At 62.1% G+C, this 24,412-nt stretch carries 19 protein-coding genes; 16 read left to right on the top strand and 3 right to left on the bottom strand.

What is annotated here, in order from left to right:
* Positions 1 to 450: 450 nt before the first annotated feature.
* Both rplJ and rplL read left to right on the top strand, forming a co-directional pair.
* Positions 451 to 1,059 (top strand): 50S ribosomal protein L10, encoded by a 609-nt coding sequence (gene rplJ / locus ACX80T_RS07805; RefSeq protein WP_019481474.1) that lies wholly within the window; start codon positions 451 to 453, stop codon positions 1,057 to 1,059.
* Between the two features lie 78 nt (positions 1,060 to 1,137).
* Positions 1,138 to 1,518 (top strand): 50S ribosomal protein L7/L12, encoded by a 381-nt coding sequence (rplL, locus tag ACX80T_RS07800; RefSeq protein WP_019481475.1) that lies wholly within the window; start codon positions 1,138 to 1,140, stop codon positions 1,516 to 1,518.
* Positions 1,519 to 1,580: 62 nt separating this feature from the next.
* Here rplL and ACX80T_RS07795 read toward each other — a convergent pair whose 3' ends face one another.
* The gene (locus ACX80T_RS07795) at positions 1,581 to 2,783 is read right to left on the bottom strand and encodes an acetyl-CoA C-acetyltransferase (RefSeq protein ID WP_019481476.1); all 1,203 of its coding nucleotides are present in this window, start codon (positions 2,781 to 2,783) and stop codon (positions 1,581 to 1,583) included.
* 68 nt (positions 2,784 to 2,851) lie between these two features.
* Positions 2,852 to 3,448, bottom strand: a complete 597-nt coding sequence (locus ACX80T_RS07790) for a hypothetical protein (protein WP_459304117.1) — start codon at positions 3,446 to 3,448, stop codon at positions 2,852 to 2,854.
* Positions 3,449 to 3,472: 24 nt separating this feature from the next.
* Between ACX80T_RS07790 and ACX80T_RS07785 the strand changes: the two genes are divergently transcribed.
* On the top strand, positions 3,473 to 4,231 hold the full coding sequence (locus ACX80T_RS07785) for a glycosyltransferase family 2 protein (RefSeq protein ID WP_459304116.1): 759 nt from the start codon (positions 3,473 to 3,475) through the stop codon (positions 4,229 to 4,231).
* Here ACX80T_RS07785 and idi read toward each other — a convergent pair.
* The gene (gene idi / locus ACX80T_RS07780) at positions 4,216 to 4,764 is read right to left on the bottom strand and encodes an isopentenyl-diphosphate Delta-isomerase (RefSeq protein ID WP_459304115.1); all 549 of its coding nucleotides are present in this window, start codon (positions 4,762 to 4,764) and stop codon (positions 4,216 to 4,218) included. The genes ACX80T_RS07785 and idi overlap by 16 nt on opposite strands.
* Before the next feature lie 65 nt (positions 4,765 to 4,829).
* Between idi and ACX80T_RS07775 the strand changes: the two genes are divergently transcribed.
* The 13 genes from ACX80T_RS07775 (at position 4,830) to ACX80T_RS07715 (ending at position 23,833) form a co-directional block, all read left to right on the top strand.
* The gene (locus ACX80T_RS07775) at positions 4,830 to 5,894 is read left to right on the top strand and encodes a polyprenyl synthetase family protein (protein ID WP_019481480.1); all 1,065 of its coding nucleotides are present in this window, start codon (positions 4,830 to 4,832) and stop codon (positions 5,892 to 5,894) included.
* Positions 5,895 to 5,900: 6 nt separating this feature from the next.
* On the top strand, positions 5,901 to 6,794 hold the full coding sequence (locus tag ACX80T_RS07770) for a phytoene/squalene synthase family protein (RefSeq protein ID WP_019481481.1): 894 nt from the start codon (positions 5,901 to 5,903) through the stop codon (positions 6,792 to 6,794).
* A gap of 19 nt (positions 6,795 to 6,813) precedes the next feature.
* Positions 6,814 to 8,460, top strand: a complete 1,647-nt coding sequence (gene crtI, locus ACX80T_RS07765; RefSeq protein ID WP_459304114.1) for a phytoene desaturase family protein — start codon at positions 6,814 to 6,816, stop codon at positions 8,458 to 8,460.
* Positions 8,457 to 8,789, top strand: coding sequence for a lycopene cyclase domain-containing protein (locus ACX80T_RS07760; protein WP_019481483.1), 333 nt, complete (start codon positions 8,457 to 8,459; stop codon positions 8,787 to 8,789). Before crtI ends, ACX80T_RS07760 begins: the two co-directional genes overlap by 4 nt.
* Positions 8,786 to 9,166, top strand: coding sequence for a lycopene cyclase domain-containing protein (locus ACX80T_RS07755; RefSeq protein ID WP_459304113.1), 381 nt, complete (start codon positions 8,786 to 8,788; stop codon positions 9,164 to 9,166). Before ACX80T_RS07760 ends, ACX80T_RS07755 begins: the two co-directional genes overlap by 4 nt.
* Entirely contained in the window at positions 9,163 to 10,053 is an 891-nt protein-coding gene (locus ACX80T_RS07750; RefSeq protein ID WP_459304112.1) for a prenyltransferase, read from the top strand. Before ACX80T_RS07755 ends, ACX80T_RS07750 begins: the two co-directional genes overlap by 4 nt.
* Before the next feature lie 260 nt (positions 10,054 to 10,313).
* Positions 10,314 to 13,823 carry a DNA-directed RNA polymerase subunit beta gene (gene rpoB / locus ACX80T_RS07745; RefSeq protein ID WP_019481486.1) on the top strand — a complete coding sequence of 1,170 codons (3,510 nt, stop codon included), beginning with the start codon at positions 10,314 to 10,316 and terminating at the stop codon, positions 13,821 to 13,823.
* Between the two features lie 209 nt (positions 13,824 to 14,032).
* Positions 14,033 to 17,923 carry a DNA-directed RNA polymerase subunit beta' gene (locus tag ACX80T_RS07740; protein WP_019481487.1) on the top strand — a complete coding sequence of 1,297 codons (3,891 nt, stop codon included), beginning with the start codon at positions 14,033 to 14,035 and terminating at the stop codon, positions 17,921 to 17,923.
* 335 nt (positions 17,924 to 18,258) lie between these two features.
* Entirely contained in the window at positions 18,259 to 18,633 is a 375-nt protein-coding gene (gene rpsL / locus ACX80T_RS07735; RefSeq protein WP_019481488.1) for a 30S ribosomal protein S12, read from the top strand.
* A complete protein-coding gene (gene rpsG, locus ACX80T_RS07730; protein ID WP_019481489.1) occupies positions 18,633 to 19,103 on the top strand; it encodes a 30S ribosomal protein S7 in 471 nt (156 codons plus the stop codon). The genes rpsL and rpsG overlap by 1 nt, the downstream gene beginning before the upstream one ends.
* A gap of 42 nt (positions 19,104 to 19,145) precedes the next feature.
* Positions 19,146 to 21,260, top strand: coding sequence for an elongation factor G (fusA, locus tag ACX80T_RS07725; protein ID WP_019481490.1), 2,115 nt, complete (start codon positions 19,146 to 19,148; stop codon positions 21,258 to 21,260).
* Between the two features lie 151 nt (positions 21,261 to 21,411).
* Positions 21,412 to 22,602, top strand: a complete 1,191-nt coding sequence (gene tuf, locus ACX80T_RS07720) for an elongation factor Tu (RefSeq protein WP_019481491.1) — start codon at positions 21,412 to 21,414, stop codon at positions 22,600 to 22,602.
* A gap of 280 nt (positions 22,603 to 22,882) precedes the next feature.
* The gene (locus ACX80T_RS07715; protein WP_192813045.1) at positions 22,883 to 23,833 is read left to right on the top strand and encodes a type IV toxin-antitoxin system AbiEi family antitoxin domain-containing protein; all 951 of its coding nucleotides are present in this window, start codon (positions 22,883 to 22,885) and stop codon (positions 23,831 to 23,833) included.
* Positions 23,834 to 24,412 lie beyond the last annotated feature (579 nt).

Genomic DNA, 24,412 nt, shown 5'->3' with positions numbered 1-24,412 from the left:
GGAAAGTAGATGCACCGCGTTCGGCCGGGCAGGAAAGTGGCAGCACCGCGTCCGGCGGCGCAGAAAAGTGGCTGCCCTGCGGAAAAGTGGTGGCCCGACCGCTGCCCTGCGGGTGGGCCACTATTCCGTGAGAGGGCTGGCCATCCCGCGTCCCAGACCGGGACGGAAACCCCGCGAGGGGCCAGGATTTGGTTACCCTCTGACCGGTGACGTACCATTGAAGAACCAAAGACCGTCGGTCGATGCGTACCCCACCCTTTATCCACAGGTTTCCTGTGGCTTGCGGGCCGGGGCATGTGTCTGAAGGTTCCCGTCAAGGGCGGCCAGCGCAGGTGAACGAAGCTCCTCGGTACACACGGTAAAGCCGATGTACCGAAGCCCCGTGCATCTGCGCGGGGCGTTTTTTATTGGGGCAGTAAAAGCCGGCATCAATTCCCCGGAAGGAGGGTTATGGCAACCGCAATCAAGGTAAGCGCAGTTGAGGAAATCGTCACTGATTTCAAAGACTCAAATGCTGCAGTCCTAACCGAATACCGCGGGCTCACCGTTGCACAGCTCAAGGAACTGCGCCGTTCACTCGGCCAGGACACCAAGTACGCTGTCGTCAAAAACACCCTGACGGGCATTGCAGCCAAGGAAGCCGGCATCGACGCGTTCGATAGCCAGCTCGCCGGACCCACTGCAATCGCCTTCATCAAGGGTGACGCTATTGCAGCGGCAAAGAGCCTGACGGATTTCGCGAAGTCCAACCCACAGCTCATCATCAAGACTGGTGTTTTCGAGGGCCGAGCCCTTGACGCCGCCGGTGTAAAGGCTCTCGCTGCTCTCGAGTCGCGTGAACTTCAGCTGGCCCGCGTTGCCGGAGTGCTGCAAGCACCCATGGCAGCACTCGCCCGCACCATTGATGCATTGCGCATCAAGCAAGAGGAGGAAAGTGGAGCGCCTGCAGCAGCAGAGACGCCAGCCGCCGACGCTCCTGCTGCAGAGGAAGCAGCTGCACCAGCAGCAGCCGAGTCAGAGGCCGCTCCCGAAGCTGCCGCAGCGCCTGAAGAGAAGTAATTTTCTTCATCCACCAAACTCCGGTACCGAGCGTCGAACCCGATGCCAGGCACCACTATAGGAAGGAAGGCTCTCGCCATGGCGAAGCTCACCAACGAAGAGCTCATTGAAGCTTTCAAGGAACTGACCATTATCGAACTCTCCGAGTTCGTTACGCTGTTCGAAGAGACCTTCGACGTCACCGCAGCTGCAGTTGCAGTTGCAGGCCCCGCCGGTGGCGGCGCAGGCGAAGCTGCTGAAGAGGAGAAGGATTCCTTCGACGTTATCCTCGAAGCAGCAGGCGACAAGAAGATCGCAGTGATCAAGGAAGTACGCGCACTGACTTCCCTGGGTCTGAAGGAAGCCAAGGACGTTGTCGACAGCGCCCCGAAGGCTGTGCTGGAAGGCGCAACCAAGGAAGCTGCCGAGAAGGCCAAGGAATCCCTCGAGGCCGCTGGCGCGACGGTAACCCTGAAGTAGTCTTTTCTGGTTTACGAAAAAACCCCTGACTCATGGAGTCAGGGGTTTTTTCATGTCACGGCTCAGTCGCGGTAGAGGAGCAGGGCTTCTCCCTGCCCGCCGCCGCCGCACAATGAAACGGCCGCCTTGCCGGTACCCCGACGGGCGAGCTCGTGCGCAGCATGCAGGGCCAGGCGGGCGCCCGAGGCACCGATGGGGTGCCCCAACGCAATGGCCCCACCGTGGATGTTGGTCTTCTCCAAGGGGTAGTCCAGATCCTTGAGGGACTGGCACGCCACCGAGCCAAAGGCCTCGTTGATTTCCACGAAGTCCAGCTCCGACGTTTGCCAGCCGGCGCGCCCCAAAGCCTGCTCAATCGCCCGCGATGGCTGCGAGTGCAACGAGTTGTCGGGTCCGGCCACCTGGCCAGGCTGCCCCACCACCGCGAGGACGGTGAGCGAATTCTCCTCGGCGTAAGCCCGCGTTGTCAGGACAAGCGCTGCTGCACCGTCTGACAGTGGTGACGAATTACCTGCTGTGATGGTGCCGGCTTGATCAAACGCTGGCCGCAGCCCTGCGAGGGACTCGACTGTCGTCGTCGGGCGAATCCCCTCATCCCGGCTCAGGACCACCGGGTCACCCTTTCGCTGGGGGACCGAAACCGGCACAATTTCGACGTCGAACACACCGGATTCCATTGCCGCCGCAGCGCGCTGATGTGAAGCGGCGGCGACGGCGTCCTGCTCGTCCCGATTGATGCCCAGGCCGGTGTTGCCGCGCTCGGTAGAGGCGCCCATCGACTCGTTGTCGAACGCGTCGGTCAGGCCGTCGTTGGCCACCGAGTCGATCGCCTGAATGTTGCCGTACGTCCAGCCCTGGCGGGATCCCGGCAGCAGGTGGGGCCCACGGGTCATGGATTCCTGGCCCCCGGCAACCACCACCGTTGCCTCGCCGCTGCGGATTAGTCGGGCTGCGTCGATGACAGCCGTCAGGCCGGAGAGACAGACCTTGTTGATGGTGACCGTTGGGACATCCCAGCCGATCCCTGCTTTCAATGCGGTCTGCCGTGCAGGATTCTGGCCGCAGCCCGCCTGGATGACGTGGCCCATGATGACGGCCCCCACTGTGCCGGCGTCGACCCCAGCCTTGTCCAGTGCACCGGCAACCGCCAGGGCTCCCAGATCAACAGCGGTAAAGGAGGACAGCTGGCCGTTCAGGCGGCCCTGAGGGGTCCGGGCACCTCCGACAATAACGACGTCGGCGGGTGACTTTTCTGCAGTGTTCATCGAGGGGAACGCTCACTTTCGTCTTTGAAGCAGTTGCAGACAAGGCTACTCCCTCCTCCCCAGCTCAGCTAGTGAGCATTAACTGAAATGGAGTGCCGGTGTCGTGACAACGAGGAAGCGAGGACCACCCCGGCCGACAGGGAGCCGGCACCGCCGGCAGCCATGTCGGCCAGCGTGTCTTCATAGCCCACATTGATCTCCTTGGTGATGTACTCGTTTCCAGCCCACTCAGCAAACTCCCACACCACACTGAGGCCCAGACCGAGCGCGAGGGTGATGATCGCGACTCCCGTTCCGGCCCGTCGGGTCGGCTCGGGCCGAGGCACGTACCGCATCCGCAACAGCAGCAGGTAGGCGATGGGCGCGATTGCCGCTGTGGCGAGCGTGTGGATGACAAGATCCCACCAGGAGATCAGCTCGTACAGATCCACTACGGCGCTCCACGCGGCCACCAGCAGAGCGAGACCGTAGACGGTATCGATCCTCGGATCAACCCGGACCATTCTCGACACGAGGACTCCACCGAGCACCAGGAAAAGTACCGCAAACTCGACCGGCCCCCACCAGAGCAGCACGACAATGACGCTGAGCAGAGCGGCCCCGCGGACCGCGTCAGCCATCACCGCCCAGGGGGTTGCCGGAGGTCGAAGTAAATCGTCGATCATGTAAAACACCCTAGTATCAAAGGCATGCTCCCTACGCTCTCAGTGGTCATTCCGTGCCGGAACGACGGCGAGCTCCTCTCGGTTTGCCTTGACGCCCTCGCCGCCCAGACCTATCAGCCGCTGGAGGTGCTCGTTGTCGACAACGGCTCCACCGACCTCACGGTCGCGATCGCTGAGGCCCACGGTGCGCTGGTGGTCACCGAGCCCCGGGTGGGCATTGGCGCGGCTGCCGCTGCCGGCTACAACCAGGCCAAGGGCGCTGTCATCGTGCGGTGCGACGCCGATTCAGTGCCCTCCGACGACTGGCTGGAGAAGATTGCCGCCCGCTTCGCCGCCGACGTCGGGCTCGCGGCGCTGACCGGGCCCGGCCAGTTCTACGGTGTATCCCGGCTGCGGGCCGTCACAGCAGATTTGCTGTACATGCGGGCCTATTTTCTCCTCATGGGCGCGGCCATGGCGCGCTGGCCGCTGTTCGGTTCCAATATGGCGATACGCACCGAGGTGTGGGAGGCGGTGCAGTCCCGGGTGCATTCAACCGATCCCGAGGTGCACGACGACGTCGACCTCGCGTTTGCGCTGGATCCCGGCCACCGGACGGCGTGTGACTTTTCCCTGCGGGTCGGGATCTCACCTCGTGCGCTGGTGGGGGGAGCCGACCTGCGACGTCGTGTCACCCGTGCCTTTCATACCATTGCATTGCACTGGAGCATCGCACCACCGTGGGAGCGCTGGGCCAATCACCTAAGGCCGGCTACCCGGCGGCGGTATCACTCAGCGGGGTAGAGCCGCGGAAGCTGGAGCGTCAGCCAGGGGCTGAAGGCCCAGGGGGTGAGACGGACCGCTTCCACGAGCTGGCGGGGTTCAACCCACTCCCACTGGCAGACCTCCGATGCCCGCGGGGATAGCTGCCCGCTGCAACGGGCGGTGTAGACGGGGCAAATCTCGTTCTCCACCACTCCCGAAAAGTCCACTGCCCGGTACCTGAAGTCCGGCAGGGCGGGGGTCAGGTCGGTGACGATGATTCCCAGCTCATAGTCGGCACGCCGCGCAATCGCATCCACCGTGGACTCTCCCGGACCGGGATGCCCGCAGAACGAATTGGTCCAGACGCCCGGCCACGTGCGTTTGGAGAGCGCCCGGCGGGTGACGAGAATCCGGCCGTCGGCGTCGAAGACATGGGTGGAAAAGGCGAGGTGCAGCGGAGTTGACGTGTGGTGCACCTCGGACTTCTCCTGCGTCCCGATGGGGGTGCCGTCGTCGTCCACCAGGACGACAAGTTCCGCACTGGAGCGGGGACTGCCTTCTGCTACAAACACTGTCTGACCGCTCTCTGACCTGAGTCGTTTAGCATAAAAATGTGGGGTCAGTGTTTACTTTACCTATGGACATGGAAACCTTGCTGGTTGACTCCCGCGGCTTGGAGCAGGTGGAAAGTGTCCTTGCCAAGAGCTTCGCCCGCTCGAAGGCCCGTGCCGCGACCCTTGGACCCACCTATCACCACCTGTGGGAAACCCTCGAGAACTGCGCAGCCGGTGGCAAACGATTCCGGCCGCGCATGGTCATGACAGCCTACGATTGCCTGGCGGGAACCGACCGTGCCACCGCGGCCATGGTGGCGGCGTCCTTCGAAATGCTCCACACAGCCCTGATCGTTCACGACGACGTCATCGACCGCGACTTCGTCAGGCGGGGAATCCCCAACGTTTCGGGCACATACCGTCAGCTCGCGGAAAACGCCGGTCTCGCGCCCGACGACGCAGCGCACCGTGGGCTCTCCATGGGGGTCATTGCCGGGGACCTGGCCCTCTCCAGCGCGCACCGCCTCCTTGACGGCGTCCGCACCGACCCCGCCACCCGGGAACGGCTCGGCTGGCTCCTGGACGACGCAGTGTTCGCCTCAGCAGCAGGGGAGCTACTCGACGTCGACGCCTCAACCTCCAACACGACGTCGTCCGAGGACACCCTTCAGATGGCGCGCCTGAAGACGGCGGTCTATTCCTTCGAGAGCCCGCTCAAAGCCGGCGCTGTCCTGGCTGGCGCTGATGAAACCATCATCGATTCGCTCGGTGACTTCGGCAGGGATGTGGGGATCGCCTACCAGGTCGCCGACGATATTCTCGGGGTCTTCGGTGACGAGAAAACCACCGGCAAGACCACCTGGGGGGACCTGCGGGAGGGCAAACGGACAGCACTGATCTCCTACGTTGCCCAGCGGGCCGAGTGGGAAGAGGTTTCCTCACTGATCGGATCGTCCGAGCTTTCAGCTGCCGGGGCCGAAAAGATCCGCGGCGTCCTGCGGACCTGCGGGGCCCTGGATCATGCGGTGGCTCTGGCGACCGAATATGCGCAGCGGGCGCAGGTCCATCTGGAGGCCGGCCATATCCCTGCCGAACTGCGCCAGGGTCTGAGCCCCGTGGCCACTGCCGTCCTGGCGAGGGTGCGGTAGCTTCTCATGCAGCCACGCGATGCTCTTGCCTTCTACACCGATGTGACTCACCGAACCTCGGCGGTGGTGATCAGGTCCTACTCCACCTCGTTTGGGCTGGCATCACGGCTCCTCGGCGGCGATGTCCGCCAGCACGTTGAGACTGTCTATGCCCTGGTCCGGGTCGCCGATGAAGTGGTGGACGGCGCTGCAGCCGCCGCCGGGCTCAGCCTTGATCAGACGCGCGCGGTGCTTGACGACCTGGAGCAGGAAACCGAACGAGCCATGGCCGTGGGATACAGCGCCAACCCGGTTGTGCACGCCTTTGCCAACACCGCCAGGGAAACCGGAATCGCCGCGGACCTGACCAGGCCCTTCTTCGCCTCGATGCGCGCTGATCTGGAGCGGACCGAGCACACCGCCGAATCGTTCGACGAGTACGTCTACGGGTCGGCCGAAGTAGTGGGGCTCATGTGCCTGAAGTGTTTCCTCTACCAGGAAGCCAGCCCGCGCAGCGCCGACCAGGAACGCAAGCTGGTCGACGGAGCCCGCAGGCTGGGAGCTGCCTTCCAGAAGATCAACTTCCTGCGTGACCTCGCCGACGACTTCGAGGCCCTGGGGCGCAGCTACTTCCCGGGGATCAGGCCCGGCAATTTTGGCGAAGCCGACAAACACCGGCTGCTCGATGACATTGCCGCGGATCTGGCCGTCTCGGCCGACGCCCTCCGCGACCTGCCGGGTTCCAGCCGCCGCGCCGTCGCCCTGGCCCAGGGACTTTTCACCGAACTGTCCCTGCGGCTGCGCAGGACTCCCGCCGAGGAGCTCCTCACCTCACGGGTCCGGGTTCCCAATCCCGTGAAACTCCGGATCGCCGCCCAGGCACTGGCGGGCCGTGTCCCGCAGCCTGATGAAACACCCTGATGACCACCGGAAGGCTGCCATGAACGCGCACGCACCCCTGAACGGCCCACGCCGGAACGTAGTAGTCATTGGCGGCGGGATCGCCGGCCTCGCGTCGGCCGCGCTGCTTGCTGAGGAGGGGCACACCGTCACCGTGCTCGAAAAGCAGGCGGCCACCGGGGGCCGCGCCGGGCTATGGGAGAGCGACGGGTTCAGGTTCGACACCGGGCCGTCCTGGTACCTCATGCCCGAGGTGATCGACCATTTCTTCAGGCTCCTTGGCACCAGCGCGGCCGACCACCTGGAACTGGTCAAACTGGATCCGGGGTACCGGGTGTATTCCGAGGGGCACACCGAGCCCATCAACGTTCCCGCTGAGCGGGCCGACGTCGTCAAGCTGTTCAACGACGTCGAACCCGGTGCGGGGGAGGCCCTGGAAAAGTACCTGGATTCGGCCGGCGAAACGTACACCATGGCCACCCGCCGGTTCCTCTACACCACCTTTCAGTCCTTCCTGCCCCTGCTCCGCCCCGATGTGCTCAGCCGTGTCCCGAAGCTGGTGCGCCTGCTCCTGCAACCGCTGTCCAAGCTCGCTGCCGCAACGGTGACCGATAACCGGTTGCGACAGATCCTCGGCTACCCGGCGGTCTTCCTGGGCACATCCCCGTTCGAAGCCCCCAGCATGTACCACCTGATGAGCCACCTGGATCTCGACGACGGCGTCCTGTACCCGATGGGCGGTTTCACCCGGCTGACCGAGGCCATCGACTCCCAGGCCCGATCGAGGAACGTCGAGGTCATCACCGGCGCCCGGGTGGAACAGATCCTCACCCTGCCCGGCGATGGCCGGTCCCAAAAGGCCCGGGTGACCGGCGTCCGCTGGGTGTCGGCCGACGGCACCGAGCACACCACCCCCGCAGACACGGTGGTCGCCGCCAACGATCTGCACCACGCCGAGACGCAGCTTCTGCAGCCCGCCGACCAGACCTACCCGGAGAAGTACTGGTCCGGGCGGACCGCAGGGCCCAGCGCCCTGCTCCTGTACCTGGGAGTCAAGGGGCAGTTGCCCGAACTGGAACACCACACACTTCTGTTCACCGCGGACTGGGAAGACAACTTCTCCCGGATCTTCGGCAAGACCACCTCAGTGCCGACCCCGGCGTCGCTGTACGTGTGCCGGCCCAGCGCCACCGACCCCGGGGTGGCCCCACAGGGTCACGAAAACGTGTTTGTCCTGGTCCCGCTGCCGGCTGATCCAGGGCTGGGCGCCGGCGGGATCGGCGGTGCGGGGGACCGGCGCATCGAAAGCCTCGCCGACACGGTGATTGACCAGATCAGCAAGTGGGCGGACATCCCCGACCTCGCCGACCGGATTGTGGTGCGCCGGACCTACGGGCCGCAGGATTTCGTGGGGGACTTCAACGCCTGGCAAGGCACTTCGCTGGGCCCGGCGCACGTGCTGAAGCAGAGCGCGTTCTTCAGGGGCCGCAACAAGAGCCGCAAGGTGGAAGGGCTCTACTATGCGGGCAGCTCAACCATCCCCGGCATCGGCATCCCGATGTGTTTGATCAGCGCCGAACTGCTGATCAAACGGCTGCGCTCCGACACCAGCACCGGTCCGCTGGCCGAGCCGCTGGTCGCCCCAGGTGCTGCTCCATTGGTCGCCGAAAGCAAGGGCAGACAATGATCAGTGCCCTGTACCTGGTCTCCCTGCTCGGCGGACTGGCGTGTGCAGCCCTGATGGATTACCGGTACGGATTGTTCTTCTGGGCAGCGCCCCGCCGGGCAGGACTGGTCCTGGCCGTGGGAGTGGGGTTCTTCCTGGCCTGGGACCTGGGCGGAATAGGGCTGGACATCTTCTATAAAGGTGACTCCGAGTTCATGATCGGCGCCATGCTGGCACCCGAACTTCCCCTGGAGGAGTTGTTCTTCCTGACCTTCCTCTGCTGGATGGCGATGAACATCTACCTGCTGATGAAACGGACCATCGAGACACGAACGCGGGTGGCTCAGTGACGTACTGGACCCTCAACGCGATCTTCCTGATCCCCGTCGCCATCGTCGCCGTCGCAGCGGTGGTGAGCTCCCGTCGTCGTACCGGGGCGTCAGCGACCGGCTCGCCGGCAGCTCCCGACACTGCGGCTACGCTTTCCTGGCGTGCGGTAGGGCTGTCGGCAATCATCCTGCTGGCGCTCACAGCGGTTTTCGACAACCTGATGATCCGGCTGGGATTTTTTGGCTACAACTCTGAATGGATCTCCGGCGTGTTTGTGGGCGTTGCGCCCGTCGAAGACTTCGCCTACCCGTTGGCGGCCGTAGTGCTGCTGCCGGCACTGTGGACCCTCTTCACCCCGTCCTCCTCCACCCGCTCGCCTGAGCAGGCCAGCCCATGAGTGCGCAGGCCGGGACCGGCCACACGGGGGTGGCGCGGATGCTGTTGCTGTCCTCGCGCCCGGTTTCCTGGGTCAACACGGCGTTCCCCTTCGCCGCCGCCTACTTTCTCACCACCGGAACCATCGACGTGGCCTTCGTCATCGGGACGCTGTACTTCCTGATTCCCTACAACCTCGCGATGTACGGCATCAATGACGTCTTCGACTACGAGTCGGACCTCCGCAACCCACGCAAGGGCGGCGTCGAGGGGGCAGTCCTCGACCGCCGGTTCCACCGCATCACCCTGTGGGCTGCAGTACTCACCAACGCTCCGTTCCTGGCCGTGCTGCTGGTGCTGGGGCATCCGCTCTCGGCACTGGTACTCGCAGTGAGTGTGTTCGCCGTCGTCGCCTACAGCGCGCCGGGTCTGAGGTTCAAGGAACGGCCGTTCATCGACTCGGTCACGTCGAGCACCCACTTTGTCAGCCCCGCAGTGTTTGGGCTGGTCCTGGCCGGCGCCACCTTCGACGCCGGGCTCTGGGCGGTGCTCGGGGCGTTCTTCCTGTGGGGCATCGCCAGCCAGGCGTTCGGTGCCGTCCAGGACATCCAGGCCGACCGCGAAGGCGGCATTGCATCGATCGCCACGGTCCTGGGCGCGCGTGCGGTGGTGCGGTTCGCCGTCGGCGCCTATCTGGTGAGCGGCTTGCTGATGCTGCTGGCGCCGTGGCCAGCGACGCTGGGTGGGCTGCTGGCCCTGCCCTACATCCTCAGTATCCTGCCGTACGCCAACCTCAGCGATGAGCACTGCGAAACTGCCAACCGGGGATGGCGGCGCTTCATCAGGCTGAACTTCCTCACCGGATTCCTGGTGACCATGCTCCTGATCTGGGTGACCCAGGCAGGCTGACCCGGATTACGTATACCACACCCGGGCTGGACAGGACGGGAGCTCTGCAGTACAGTAGATATTTGCGTCTTTCCTCTTAACCTCGGCCTTCATATAGCGGTGGGCTTTGTCTTGCGTTAGTCATTTAACGGCAGATTTACTGTCCGGTCATTGACCGCAGGCTCCTGGTTCGCACACACAATCCTCGCGTTGATACGCGATGGCAGTGCAAAGAGGGCGGATATAGCTGAACAAGCCGAAGGTCTGTGGAAGGATCCCTCTTGGTCGCCTCGAGCACCTCTAATAATGCAACCGCTACCAGCCAGGTCGACGCCGAAGGCGTCTCCACCCGGCTTTCATTCGCAAAGATTCACGAACCGCTGGACGTTCCTAACCTCCTCGCGCTCCAAACTGACAGTTTCGACTGGCTGGTTGGAAACGATCGCTGGAAGGCGCGCGTGCAGGAAGCCCTGGAGCTGAAGCTGCAGGGTGTGGCCTCCACATCCGGTCTCGCTGACATCTTTGAAGAGATCTCCCCGATCGAGGATTTCCAGGGCACCATGTCCCTGAGTTTCTCGGAGCCGGAGTTCGCCGATCCGAAATACACCATGGCTGAGTGCAAGGACCGCGACGCTACGTACGCGGCCCCTCTGTATGTCAAGGCCGAGTTCATGAACAACAACACTGGCGAAATCAAGCAGCAGACAGTGTTCATGGGCGACTTCCCGTTGATGACGGAGAAGGGCACGTTTGTGATTAACGGCACCGAGCGTGTCGTCGTTTCACAGCTGGTCCGTTCACCGGGTGCCTACTTCGAGCGCACCGCCGACAAGACCAGTGACAAGGACATCTTCAGCGCGAAGATCATCCCGTCACGTGGTGCCTGGTTTGAACTCGAAATCGACAAGCGCGACCAGGTCGGCGTCCGCCTTGACCGTAAGCGCAAGCAGTCAGTCACAGTGCTCCTGAAGGCGCTGGGCTGGACCGAGGGCCAGATCCTCGAAACCTTCGGCGAGTACGACTCCATCCGCGCCACCATGGAGAAAGACACCACCGAAACCCAGGAAGACGCGTTGCTGGATATCTACCGGAAGCTTCGCCCGGGAGAGCCCCCCACAGTCGAGGCTGCCAAGACGCTGCTCGACAACCTGTACTTCAACCCCAAGCGCTACGACCTGGCCAAGGTTGGTCGTTACAAGATCAACCGCAAGCTGGGTATCGACAAGAGCCTTGACGACAAGGACGCTTCGGTCCTGAACATTGACGACATTGTCGCGATGATCAAGTTCCTGGTGGCCCTGCACGCCAACGAGAAGACTCTGACCGGCAAGCGCGACGGCGGCGACGTCGAACTGCGCGTTGAGGTCGATGACATCGACCACTTCGGTAACCGACGCATCCGTGCGGTCGGCGAGCTCATCGAGAACCAGGTCCGCACCGGCCTGTCCCGGATGGAGCGCGTTGTCCGCGAGCGGATGACCACGCAGGACGTTGAGGCCATCACACCTCAGACCCTGATCAACATCCGTCCAGTAGTTGCGGCGATCAAGGAGTTCTTCGGAACGTCCCAGCTGTCGCAGTTCATGGATCAGAACAACCCTCTGGCCGGCCTGACGCACAAGCGTCGCCTGTCAGCGCTGGGCCCGGGCGGTTTGTCCCGTGACCGCGCAGGCATGGAAGTTCGTGACGTTCACCCGTCCCACTACGGTCGTATGTGCCCCATCGAAACCCCTGAAGGACCGAACATTGGTCTGATCGGTTCGCTGGCATCCTACGGACGCATCAACACGTTCGGCTTCATCGAAACCCCGTACCGCAAGGTAGTCGGCGGAATCGTCACCGAGCAGATTGACTACCTCACCGCCGACGACGAGGTGGAGCGCCTGATTGCTCAGGCGAACGCGCCTCTCGACGGCAAGGGTAACTTCATCGAGCCTACGGTTCTGGTGCGTACCCGAGGCGGTTCGGGCGAGCCCGTTCTGGTCGAGGCCATCGAGGTCGAGTACATGGACGTCTCCCCGCGCCAGATGGTGTCGGTGGCTACGGCCATGATCCCGTTCCTGGAACACGATGACGCGAACCGTGCCCTGATGGGTGCGAACATGCAGCGTCAGGCTGTTCCCCTGCTCCGTTCCGAGCGTCCCCTCGTGGGCACCGGCATGGAGAAGAACGCAGCAGTCGACGCCGGTGACGCTGTCACCGCCACGAAGGCTGGCGTTGTCAAGGAGGTCTCAGCCGATCTGGTGAGCATCCTCAACGACGACGGCACCGAGACCAACTACCCGATCATGAAGTTCGCACGCTCCAACCAGGGCAACGCGTACAACCAGCGCGTGCTGGTCTCCGAGGGTGACCGGGTCGAGTACAACACGATGATCGCCGACGGTCCGTCCACCGACCAGGGTGAGCTCGCACTGGGCAAGAACATGCTCGTTGCGTTCATGTCCTGGGAAGGTCACAACTTCGAGGACGCGATCATCCTCTCCCAGCGCATCGTCTCCGACGACGTGCTGACCTCGATTCACATCGAGGAGCACGAGGTTGACGCCCGCGACACCAAGCTTGGTGCCGAGGAAATCACCCGCGACATCCCGAACGTCTCCGAAGAGGTCCTTGGGGCCCTGGACGAGCGTGGCATCATCCACATCGGTGCCGAGGTTGAAGCTGGCGACATCCTGGTTGGCCGTGTCACTCCCAAGGGTGAAACTGAGCTGACCCCTGAGGAGCGTCTGCTGCGGGCCATCTTCGGTGAGAAGAGCCGCGAGGTTCGCGACACGTCACTGAAGGTTCCCCACGGCGAGTCCGGAACAGTTATCGGTGTGCGCATCTTCGATCGCGACAACGACGACGAGCTGCCCCCCGGCGTGAACCAGCTGGTCCGCGTCTACGTGGCTCAGAAGCGTAAGATCACCGACGGCGACAAGCTGGCTGGCCGCCACGGTAACAAGGGCGTCATCTCCAAGATCCTGCCGATCGAGGACATGCCGTTCATGGAAGACGGAACCCCCGTCGATATCGTGCTGAACCCGCTGGGTGTCCCAGGTCGAATGAACGTCGGCCAGGTCCTGGAAATCCACCTCGGTTGGGTGGCCAAGCAGGGCTGGAAGATCGATGGCGAGCCGGAATGGTTGAAGAACCTCCCGAACCTGCCCCGCGAAAGCGGTTCGACCACTGTTGCAACCCCCGTCTTCGACGGCGCAACAGAGGACGAAATCGTTGGTCTGATGAACTCCACCCGGGAAACCCGCGACGGAAACCGCCTCATCGGCGGATCCGGCAAGGCGTTGCTCTTTGACGGTCGCTCCGGCGAGCCGTTCCCGGACCCCATTTCGGTCGGCTACATGTACATCCTGAAGCTGCACCACCTGGTGGACGACAAGATCCACGCACGTTCCACCGGACCGTACTCCATGATCACGCAGCAGCCGCTGGGTGGTAAGGCACAGTTCGGCGGACAGCGCTTCGGTGAAATGGAAGTCTGGGCCCTCGAGGCCTACGGCGCCGCCTACACGCTGCAGGAACTTCTGACGATCAAGTCGGATGATATCCACGGCCGCGTGAAGGTCTACGAAGCGATCGTGAAGGGTGAGAACATCCCAGAGCCGGGTGTCCCCGAGTCCTTCAAGGTGCTGATCAAGGAAATGCAGTCGTTGTGCCTGAACGTGGAAGTACTTTCCACTGACGGAACCACGATAGAGATGCGTGACTCGGATGAAGAAGTCTTCCGGGCCGCGGAGGAACTGGGCATCGACCTGTCACGGGCCGAGCCAAGTTCTGTCGAGGAAGTTTAGTTCACCCGAACCGGTGTTCGAAAAGCGGCCAACGAAATTTCGTCGGCCGCGGACGGCCTAGAAATATTAAAGGCCGCTCCCTCGAACACCGGTCCGGATGGCGCCGGTGGTCGCCAGGTCTGCGAGGACCAGTGACCCCGTGAACGCCTCCTCCCCGCCCCTTATGAAGACTTCAAGAATTTAGAGAACAAAGAGAGAACAGGGACCATATGTCCAGCGAATCCTCCTTCGGCCTCATGCGAATCGGCCTTGCCACTGCGGACGAAATCCGTGGTTGGTCTTTTGGCGAGGTCAAGAAGCCGGAAACCATCAATTACCGTACCCTCAAGCCTGAGAAAGACGGCCTCTTCTGCGAGAAGATCTTCGGACCTTCCCGCGACTGGGAATGCTACTGCGGCAAGTACAAGCGTGTCCGCTTCAAGGGCATCATTTGTGAGCGTTGTGGCGTCGAAGTAACCCGCGCCAAGGTACGCCGTGAGCGCATGGGACACATCGAGCTTGCAGCTCCCGTCACCCACATCTGGTACTTCAAGGGCGTTCCCTCGCGCTTGGGCTACCTGCTGGACCTCGCACCGAAGGACCTCGAGAAGGTCATCTACTTCGCTGCCTACATGATCACCTCAGTCGACGAGGAAAACCGTCACGCTGAACTGCCGAACCTCCAGGCCGAGCACGACCTTGAGAAGAAGCAAATGATCGACCAGCGCGACTCCGACATCGCCACCATTGCCAAGGACCTTGAGGATGAGGTTGCCCGGCTTGAGGGTGAAGGCGCCAAGGCTGCCGAGAAGAAGAAAGCTCGCGACTCGGCTGACCGCCAGATGGCCAACGTGCGTAAGCGCGCTGACATCGAAATCGAACGCTTCGAGCAGGTCTGGGACCGGTTCAAGAGCCTCAAGGTCGCAGACCTTGAAGGCGACGAGGGCCTCTACCGCGAGCTGCGCGACCGTTACGGACTGTACTTCGAGGGCTCGATGGGCGCCGAAGCAATCAAGAAGCGTCTTGAGAACTTCGACATGCCCGCCGAGGCCGAAATGCTCCGCGACATCATTCAGAACGGTAAGGGCCAGCGTAAGACGCGGGCTCTGAAGCGACTGAAGGTCGTCAACGCGTTCCTCACCACCACCAACAGCCCACTCGGCATGGTGCTCGATGCAGTCCCAGTGATCCCACCGGAACTGCGCCCCATGGTCCAGCTGGACGGTGGCCGCTTCGCGACCTCCGACCTCAACGACCTGTACCGCCGCGTGATCAACCGCAACAACCGCCTGAAGCGCCTGCTCGATCTCGGTGCACCCGAGATCATCGTCAACAACGAAAAGCGGATGCTCCAGGAAGCTGTTGACTCCCTGTTCGACAACGGTCGTCGTGGCCGCCCGGTCACCGGACCAGGCAACCGCCCGCTGAAGTCGCTCTCTGACATGCTCAAGGGCAAGCAGGGTCGGTTCCGCCAGAACCTTCTGGGTAAGCGCGTTGACTACTCGGGTCGTTCGGTGATCGTCGTCGGCCCTCAGCTGAAGCTGCACCAGTGTGGTCTGCCCAAGCAGATGGCGCTGGAACTCTTCAAGCCGTTCGTGATGAAGCGTCTGGTTGACCTCAACCACGCGCAGAACATCAAGAGCGCCAAGCGGATGGTTGAGCGTTACCGCCCGCAGGTCTGGGATGTTCTCGAAGAGATCATCACTGAGCACCCTGTCCTGCTTAACCGCGCACCTACCCTGCACCGGTTGGGTATCCAGGCGTTCGAACCACAGCTGGTTGAAGGTAAGGCCCTTCAGCTGCACCCACTCGTTTGTGGCGCGTTCAACGCTGACTTCGACGGCGACCAGATGGCAGTTCACCTGCCCCTGAGCCCTGAGGCCCAGGCCGAGGCGCGCATCCTGATGCTCTCCTCGAACAACATCCTGAAGCCTTCGGACGGCCGTCCGGTGACCCTGCCTTCGCAGGATATGATCATCGGCCTGCACCACCTCACCACCAAGCGTGAAGGTTCAGCAGGCGAGGGTCGTGTCTTCAGCACCCCGGCCGAAGCCATCATGGCCTTCGACATGGGTGTCCTGCACCTGAACTCGGTAGTGCGGATCCGGATTCCGAACTTCGTGCCCAGCGCTGATGTCGCTGCGCCCGAAGGCTGGGTTGAAGGAACTCCCGCGCTGATCGAAACCTCCCTCGGACAGGTGCTGTTCAACGAGACGCTGCCCGCTGACTACCCCTGGGTTGAGAAGGTTGCCGATAAGGGACAGCTGTCCACCATCGTCAACGATCTCGCCGAGCGGTACCCGAAGGTTGTCACGGCGGCAACGCTGGATAACCTGAAGGATGCCGGTTTCTACTGGGCAACCCGCTCCGGTGTCACCGTGGCCATCTCCGATATCTCCGCGCCGATCAACAAGGCCGGCATCATGGAGGTCTACGAAAAGCAGGCCGCCAAGGTCCAGTCCCAGTTCGACAAGGGCCTCATCGCTGATGAGGAACGTCGTCAGGAACTGATCGACATCTGGAACAAGGCAACCAACGAGGTCGCCGAGTCCATGCGCGGCGCCATGCCGAAGGACAACACCATCAACCGTATGGTTTCCTCCGGTGCGCGTGGTAACTGGCTCCAGGTCCGTCAGATTGCGGGTATCCGTGGTCTGGTAGCGAACCCCAAGGGTGAGATCATCCCTCGTCCGATCAAGTCCTCCTACCGTGAGGGCCTGTCGGTGCTGGAGTACTTCATCGCAACGCACGGTGCCCGTAAGGGTCTGGCAGATACCGCTCTGCGTACCGCCAACTCGGGTTACCTGACCCGTCGTCTGGTGGACGTGTCGCAGGACGTCATCGTTCGCGAAGACGACTGTGGTACCGAGCGTGGGCTGAACGTCACCATTGCGGTGCCGAACAGCGACGGTGAGCTGGTGCTGCACGAAGAGGTCGAGAACTCTGCGTACGCACGCACCCTGGCCAGCGAAGTTGTTGACTCCAAGGGCAAGGTGCTCGCACCAGCCGGTTCCGACGTCGGCGACGTCCTGATCGGCGAGCTGTTCGCTGCCGGTGTGACTGACATCAAGGTGCGCTCCGTGCTCACCTGTGAGTCGAAGGTCGGTACCTGCGCCCTCTGCTACGGCCGCTCTCTGGCTACCGGCAAGACGGTCGACATCGGTGAGGCGGTTGGCATCATCGCTGCACAGTCCATCGGTGAGCCAGGCACGCAGCTGACCATGCGTACATTCCACACCGGCGGTATCGCGTCGGCGGAAGACATCACCCAGGGTCTGCCTCGTATCCAAGAGCTCTTCGAAGCGCGTACCCCCAAGGGTGTCGCTCCGATCTCCGAGGTCGCGGGTCGCGTCAACATCGAGGACGGCGAGAAGCAGCTTCGGCTGGTTGTCACCCCCGACGATGGCTCCGAGGAAATCGCCTACCCAGTCCTGCGGCGTGCGCGCCTGCTGGTCACTGATGGCGAGCATGTTGAGGTTGGACAGCAGCTGGTCTTTGGTGCTGTCGATCCGAAGCAGATCCTCCGGATCCTCGGCCCTCGTAAGGCACAGGAATTCCTGGTCGATGAGGTACAGACCGTGTACCGCAGCCAGGGTGTAGGCATCCACGACAAGCACGTCGAGGTCATCGTTCGCCAGATGCTTCGCCGCGTCACGGTGATCGAGTCAGGTGAATCGAACCTCCTCCCCGGAGAGCTGGCAGAACGCCGTCGCTTCGAGGACGAGAACCGTCGAGTGGTATCCGAGGGCAAGAAGCCGGCTTCAGGCCGTCCCGAGCTCATGGGTATCACCAAGGCGTCGCTCGCCACCGAGTCGTGGCTGTCAGCCGCATCCTTCCAGGAGACCACCCGCGTTCTGACGCAGGCCGCCATGGAAGGCAAGAGCGACCCTCTGCTGGGTCTGAAGGAAAACGTGATCATCGGTAAGCTGATCCCGGCCGGAACTGGCCTGGACCGCTACACGAAGATCACCGTCGAACCGACAGAAGAAGCAAAGGCCAACCTGTTTACTGGTCCGAGCGCTTTCAGCGACTTTGACTATGCAGGCGTCGAAGGTTCGATGACACCCGAGTTCCACGCCATCCCACTGGATGACTACGACATGGGTTCCGAGTTCCGCTAGGCGATCCGCTAGAAGATACTGAAGCAGCAGGCCCCGCACACCTTCGGGTGGGCGGGGCTTGCCGCGTTAAACCCTTCCGCCCTGGGTGGGGGAGCGGCCAGCAGAAGTTGGGACTCCTGGGGCGCGTCTAAGCGCTAAGCGATCTCTGGTAGAGTAGTGGTAATTGTTTGTGTGGCAGAGGATCGGCGTCTTGACGGACGTATCTCCGCGTTGTAGGGAACTTGTACAACGAATGCCACATTTTCGCACGCCTACGGTCAAGTCGCGACGGCTTACATGTGTGGGTTCGGCGCAAACGACAGCCAATATCTCTAGACATTACGGAGAACGCAGAAGTGCCTACTATTAACCAGCTGGTCCGTAAGGGCCGGACACCTAAGGTCGTCAAGACCAAGGCGCCCGCACTGAAGGGCAGCCCCATGAAGCGCGGCGTTTGCACCCGCGTTTACACGACCACCCCCAAGAAGCCGAACTCGGCGCTCCGTAAGGTCGCCCGTGTGCGCCTCAACGGCGGCATCGAAGTTACCGCTTACATCCCAGGTGTCGGTCACAACCTTCAGGAACACTCCATCGTGCTGGTGCGCGGTGGTCGTGTGAAGGATCTGCCCGGTGTCCGTTACAAGATCGTCCGTGGTGCGCTTGATACCCAGGGTGTCAAGAACCGCAAGCAGGCTCGTAGCCGCTACGGCGCGAAGATGGAGAAGAAGTAATGCCACGTAAGGGCCCGGCCCCTAAGCGGCCGCTAGTTGTAGATCCCGTTTACGGTTCCCCACTGGTCACTCAGCTGATCAACAAGGTACTCGTCGACGGCAAAAAGTCCACTGCAGAACGCATCGTGTACGGCGCACTTGAGGGTGCCCGCGCCAAGAGCGGCGGCGATCCTGTCGCAGCACTCAAGAAGGCAATGGACAACGTCAAGCCTTCCCTCGAGGTCCGCTCCCGCCGAGTCGGCGGAGCGACCTACCAGGTCCCCGTCGAGGTCAAGCCCGGCCGCTCCATGGCACTCGCCCTGCGGTGGCTCGTTGGCTACTCGAAGGCTCGCCGCGAGAAGACGATGACCGAGCGCCTCATGAACGAGATCCTGGATGCTTCCAACGGTCTCGGTGCAGCTGTCAAGCGCCGCGAGGACACGCACAAGATGGCTGAGTCGAACAAGGCCTTCGCACACTACCGCTGGTAACCAGACTCCGACTTCTAGAAACCCAAGAATAAGGGAGACACCGTGGCACAGGACGTGCTTACCGACCTCAACAAGGTCCGCAATATCGGCATCATGGCCCACATTGATGCCGGCAAGACCACTACTACCGAGCGCATCCTGTTCTACACGGGTGTAAACCACAAGATCGGCGAGACGCACGACGGCGCCTCCACGACTGACTGGATGGAACAGGAAAAGGAACGCGGCATCACCATCACGAGCGCCGCCGTGACCTGCTTCTGGAACAACAACCAGATCAACATCATCGACACCCCGGGCCACGTCGACTTCACGGTAGAGGTTGAGCGCTCATTGCGCGTCCTCGACGGTGCAGTGGCAGTGTTCGACGGCAAGGAAGGCGTAGAACCGCAGTCCGAGACCGTCTGGCGCCAGGCTGACAAGTATGAAGTTCCCCGTATCTGCTTCGTCAACAAGATGGACAAGCTGGGCGCCGACTTCTACTTCACCGTTGACACCATCATCAGCCGTCTCGGCGCCAAGCCGCTGGTCATCCAGCTGCCAATCGGCGCGGAGAACGACTTCGAAGGCGTCATCGACCTCGTGGAAATGCGCGCGCTGACCTGGCGCGGCGACTCCAAGGGTGACGTCACCATGGGTGCCAAGTACGAGATCGAAGAGATCCCGGCTGACCTCGTGGAGAAGGCTAACGACTACCGGGCGCGTCTGCTCGAAGCCGTTGCCGAAGCTGACGACGAACTCATGGAGAAGTACCTCGCCGGCGAAGAACCTTCGGTTGCCGAGATCAAGGCTGGAATCCGTAAGCTCACCATTGCTTCGGAGATCTACCCGGTCCTGTGTGGCTCAGCGTTCAAGAACCGCGGCGTTCAGCCGATGCTTGACGCTGTTGTCGACTACCTCCCGAATCCACTGGATGTTCCCCCGATGATCGGTCACGATCCGCGGGACGAGGAAATCGAACTGACTCGCAAGCCGAGCACCGAAGAGCCGTTCTCGGCTCTGGCCTTCAAGGTGGCTACCCACCCGTTCTTCGGACAGTTGACGTTCATCCGCGTGTACTCCGGCCAGATTTCGGCTGGCACGCAGGTGACCAACTCCACGAAGAACAAGAAGGAGCGCATCGGCAAGCTGTTCCAGATGCACGCCAACAAGGAAATCCCCGTTGAGGAAGCCCTTGCAGGTCACATCTACGCAGCCATCGGTCTGAAAGACACCACCACCGGCGACACGCTGTCGGACAGTGCCAACCAGATCGTGCTCGAGTCGATGAGCTTCCCCGACCCAGTGATCTCGGTTGCGATTGAACCGAAGACCAAGGGTGACCAGGAGAAGCTGTCAACGGCTATCCAGAAGCTCTCCGCTGAGGACCCGACCTTCCAGGTCTCCCTCAACGTTGACACTGGCCAGACGATCATCGCCGGCATGGGCGAGCTTCACCTGGACATCCTGGTGGACCGCATGCGCCGCGAGTTCCGCGTCGAAGCCAACGTGGGCAAGCCCCAGGTTGCTTACCGCGAGACGATCAAGCGCGCCGTCGCCAAGCACGACTACACCCACAAGAAGCAGACGGGTGGATCGGGTCAGTTCGCGAAGATCCAGATCGCCATCGAGCCGATGGAAGTTGAAGACGGCGTCCTGTACGCGTTCGACAACAAAGTCACCGGTGGTCGTATCCCTCGCGAATACATCCCCAGCGTCGACGCGGGCATCCAGGATGCCCTCAACGACGGCGTCTTGGCCGGTTACCCGGTTGTCGGCATCAAGGCTGTGCTGCTCGACGGCGCTTACCACGATGTTGACTCGTCCGAAATGGCGTTCAAGATCGCTGGCCGGATGGCGTTCAAGGAAGCGGCACGGATGGCTAATCCTGTCCTGCTCGAACCATTGATGGAAGTTGAAGTCCGCACCCCTGAGGAATACATGGGTGAAGTTATCGGTGACCTCAACTCACGTCGTGGCCAGATGCAGTCCATGGAGGACGCCAGCGGTGTCAAGGTCATCAAGGCCATGGTGCCCCTGTCGGGTATGTTCGGATACATCGGTGACCTGCGGTCGAAGACCCAGGGCCGCGCGGTGTACTCGATGAAGTTCGACAGCTACTCGGAAGTTCCGAAGGCAGTTGCCGACGAGATCATCCAGAAGACCCGCGGCGAATAACTTTTCCGCAGACCAGCTGCAGGAGCCATCCGGCTCCTGCAGCATGCAGTAATTTCATCAAAGTAAAAGCCCCCAGTAGACTTGCAACAGTTTCAGCCGCGAACAGCGCGGCTGGGAAGCAAATCTTCTCAAAACGTTCTAGGAGGAACCCGTGGCGAAGGCAAAGTTCGAGCGGACTAAGCCGCACGTTAACATCGGAACCATCGGTCACGTTGACCATGGAAAGACGACGTTGACGGCTGCCATTTCCAAGGTGCTGTACGACAAGTACCCCAATCTCAACGAGGCACGCGACTTCGCGTCCATCGACTCGGCCCCCGAGGAGAAGCAGCGCGGCATCACCATCAACATCTCGCATGTTGAGTACCAGACCGAGAAGCGCCACTACGCACACGTAGACGCTCCCGGCCACGCTGACTACATCAAGAACATGATCACCGGTGCCGCACAGATGGACGGAGCAATCCTCGTGGTTGCTGCGACCGACGGCCCGATGGCTCAGACCCGCGAGCACGTTCTGCTCGCCCGCCAGGTTGGCGTTCCCTACCTGCTGGTCGCGCTGAACAAGTCCGACATGGTCGACGACGAGGAACTGCTTGATCTCGTCGAGATGGAGGTCCGCGAGCTGCTCAGCGCGCAGGGCTTCGACGGCGACGAGGCACCAGTTGTGCGCGTCTCCGGCCTGAAGGCACTTGAGGGCGATCCCGAGTGGGTCAAGTCCGTTGAGGACCTGATGGACGCAGTCGACAACAGCGTTCCGGACCCAGTCCGCGACAAGGACAAGCCGTTCCTGATGCCTGTTGAAGACGTCTTCACCATCACTGGCCGTGGCACCGTTGTTACGGGCCGCGCCGAGCGTGGAACCCTGAAGATCAACTCGGAAATCGAGATCGTCGGCATCCGTCCGGTCCAGAAGACCACGGTTACCGGTATCGAGATGTTCCACAAGCAGCTCGACGAAGCATGGGCAGGCGAGAACTGTGGTCTCCTGCTCCGCGGAATCAAGCGCGAAGATGTTGAGCGTGGACAGGTTATCGTCAAGCCGGGTTCAATCACCCCGCACACCGATTTCGATGCCAACGTCTACATCCTGGCAAAGGACGAAGGCGGGCGTCACAACCCGTTCTACTCCAACTACCGCCCTCAGTTCTACTTCCGTACAACTGACGTCACCGGTGTCATTACTCTCCCCGAGGGTACTGAAATGGTTATGCCTGGCGATAACACTGAGATGACCGTTGCGCTCATCCAGCCAATCGCTATGGAAGAAGGCCTCGGCTTCGCTATCCGCGAAGGCGGCCGCACCGTAGGCTCAGGACGCGTTACCAAGATCATCAAGTAACTCTTCACGAGTCACTGAGGAAAGGCCCCGCTGCAGTTGCAGCGGGGCCTTTCCTTTTTGAGTTTGCCCTCGCGTCGGTCTTTTGATGGCGCAGCAGGTGTCGGCGGGCGCAGTACATATCGGCATCCGCCCCACCTATAGCTGCAGCGCTTGCCGATTACCGCAGCGCAGGACGTTTTCGGCTGCGGGAGAAGAGTTCCGGGACGCTGGCCGGGGGAGCGTTGTCCACAAAACGACGACGTTGCACCCTGGCCGGTCGCTGGCGCGCCACACTCGGGGTATGAATCGTATGCTCGAATTGCGTAACCACCTGAGGACTTCCTCGGAACTGGCACTGCAAGGCGTGGACCCCACCCAACTGCAGCGTCAATGCAGAGCCGGCACCCTGGTCCGGGTGAGGCACGGCATCTACCTGGGGGCCGAGGTATGGCACAACCTGGACCGCTGGGACAGGTATCGGATGTTGGTCCTGGCAGTAAACCTCAGCGCCCAGCGACCGCCGCTTTTCTCCCACGAGTCTGCAGCCCTGATTCATTCAATACCAATTCTGGGTGTCCCCCGCGTGGTTCACACGCAACAGGAGGGCCGTCGGTCCGACAGGTCGCGGAAGGATATCCGCCGCCATTTTACGGATGACTACGAGCCGGCAAAGGTACGGTTGGATGGTCTACGCGCGACCTCGTTGAACTACACGCTTTTGGCTCTGGCCACTGAGACCACCTTCCCCAGCGCCGTCGTCGCGCTGGATGACTCACTCCGGCGGAACAGGACTGACCCGGTCCAGTTACGGACCGCAGCGCAATGTCTGGGGACGGCGGCGGCGAACCATCGGTTTGGCATGGTGCTGGACTTTGGCGATCCGGCGTCGGAATCCCCGGGGGAGTCCGCCAGCCGGGCGCTCATGGCCCTGTTCGGGATCCAGCCGCCCGAACTTCAGAAGACGTTCCGCGATGCCCAGGGCTTCGTCGCCCAGACGGACTTCTATTGGCGGGAACGGGGGCTGATTGGTGAGTTCGACGGCCTCATCAAATACCAGAAGCCCGAGTACATGGGCGGACGTAGCGCCAGCCAGGTGGTGGTCGATGAAAAGATCCGCGAAGATCGGCTGCGTGCCCTCGGTTTTACTGTGGTGCGCTGGGTCTGGGAGGATGTCAACAAACCGCAGCGGCTGCTCTCTTTGCTGGTCTCCAAGGGATTGATTGCTGGAAGCCCACTCAGATGGAAGCGGTAGAACCCGACCAGCGCAGCAGAAAACGGCAAACGCCCCAGGTATGTGTGCTGCGCCAGCCGCTTTCGGCCGCTCTGTCGGGTTTGGGCCGCGTTCACCCGTGGGGGAGAGGCCGGGAACGGGCCGAAGGAATGGTCCAGCTGCAGTTTGGTTCGCAGCATAGTGGCGGAGGGGCAGGGGAGTGGTTGCCCGACGGCGATTCTGCGGCCTGACCACTATTTTGAAGGTGGGTGCCTGCAAAGTTCACTATCCGGGGGCGTGTCGCCGCGTGGATTCGCCTTATGCCCTGATATCTGGCAAACTGGACAAGTTGTTCAAGCGCTTGCGCGCGCGGTTTGAGATACCGTCCCGATCAGGATAATGCCTGATGCAGGGTCAGTGTTCGCCGGGCGGTTAGCCCAAATATAACCACCCCCATTTCAGTTCGGCTGGAAACGTGGAAGCAAACAGAGGGATCAGTTTGCAGAAAATCCGCGACACGCCCGAGCGCGGGGGTCGGTACCTCCACAGGGTGAGGAACCCGGAAACTTCCGGATTCAGTCTGTGGGAGGAGCGCCAGTGCAACGGGCGCAGCACGTGCAG

The organism is Arthrobacter sp. Sr33, assembly GCF_054511195.1.
This window is presented reverse-complemented; position numbering and strand designations above follow the sequence as displayed.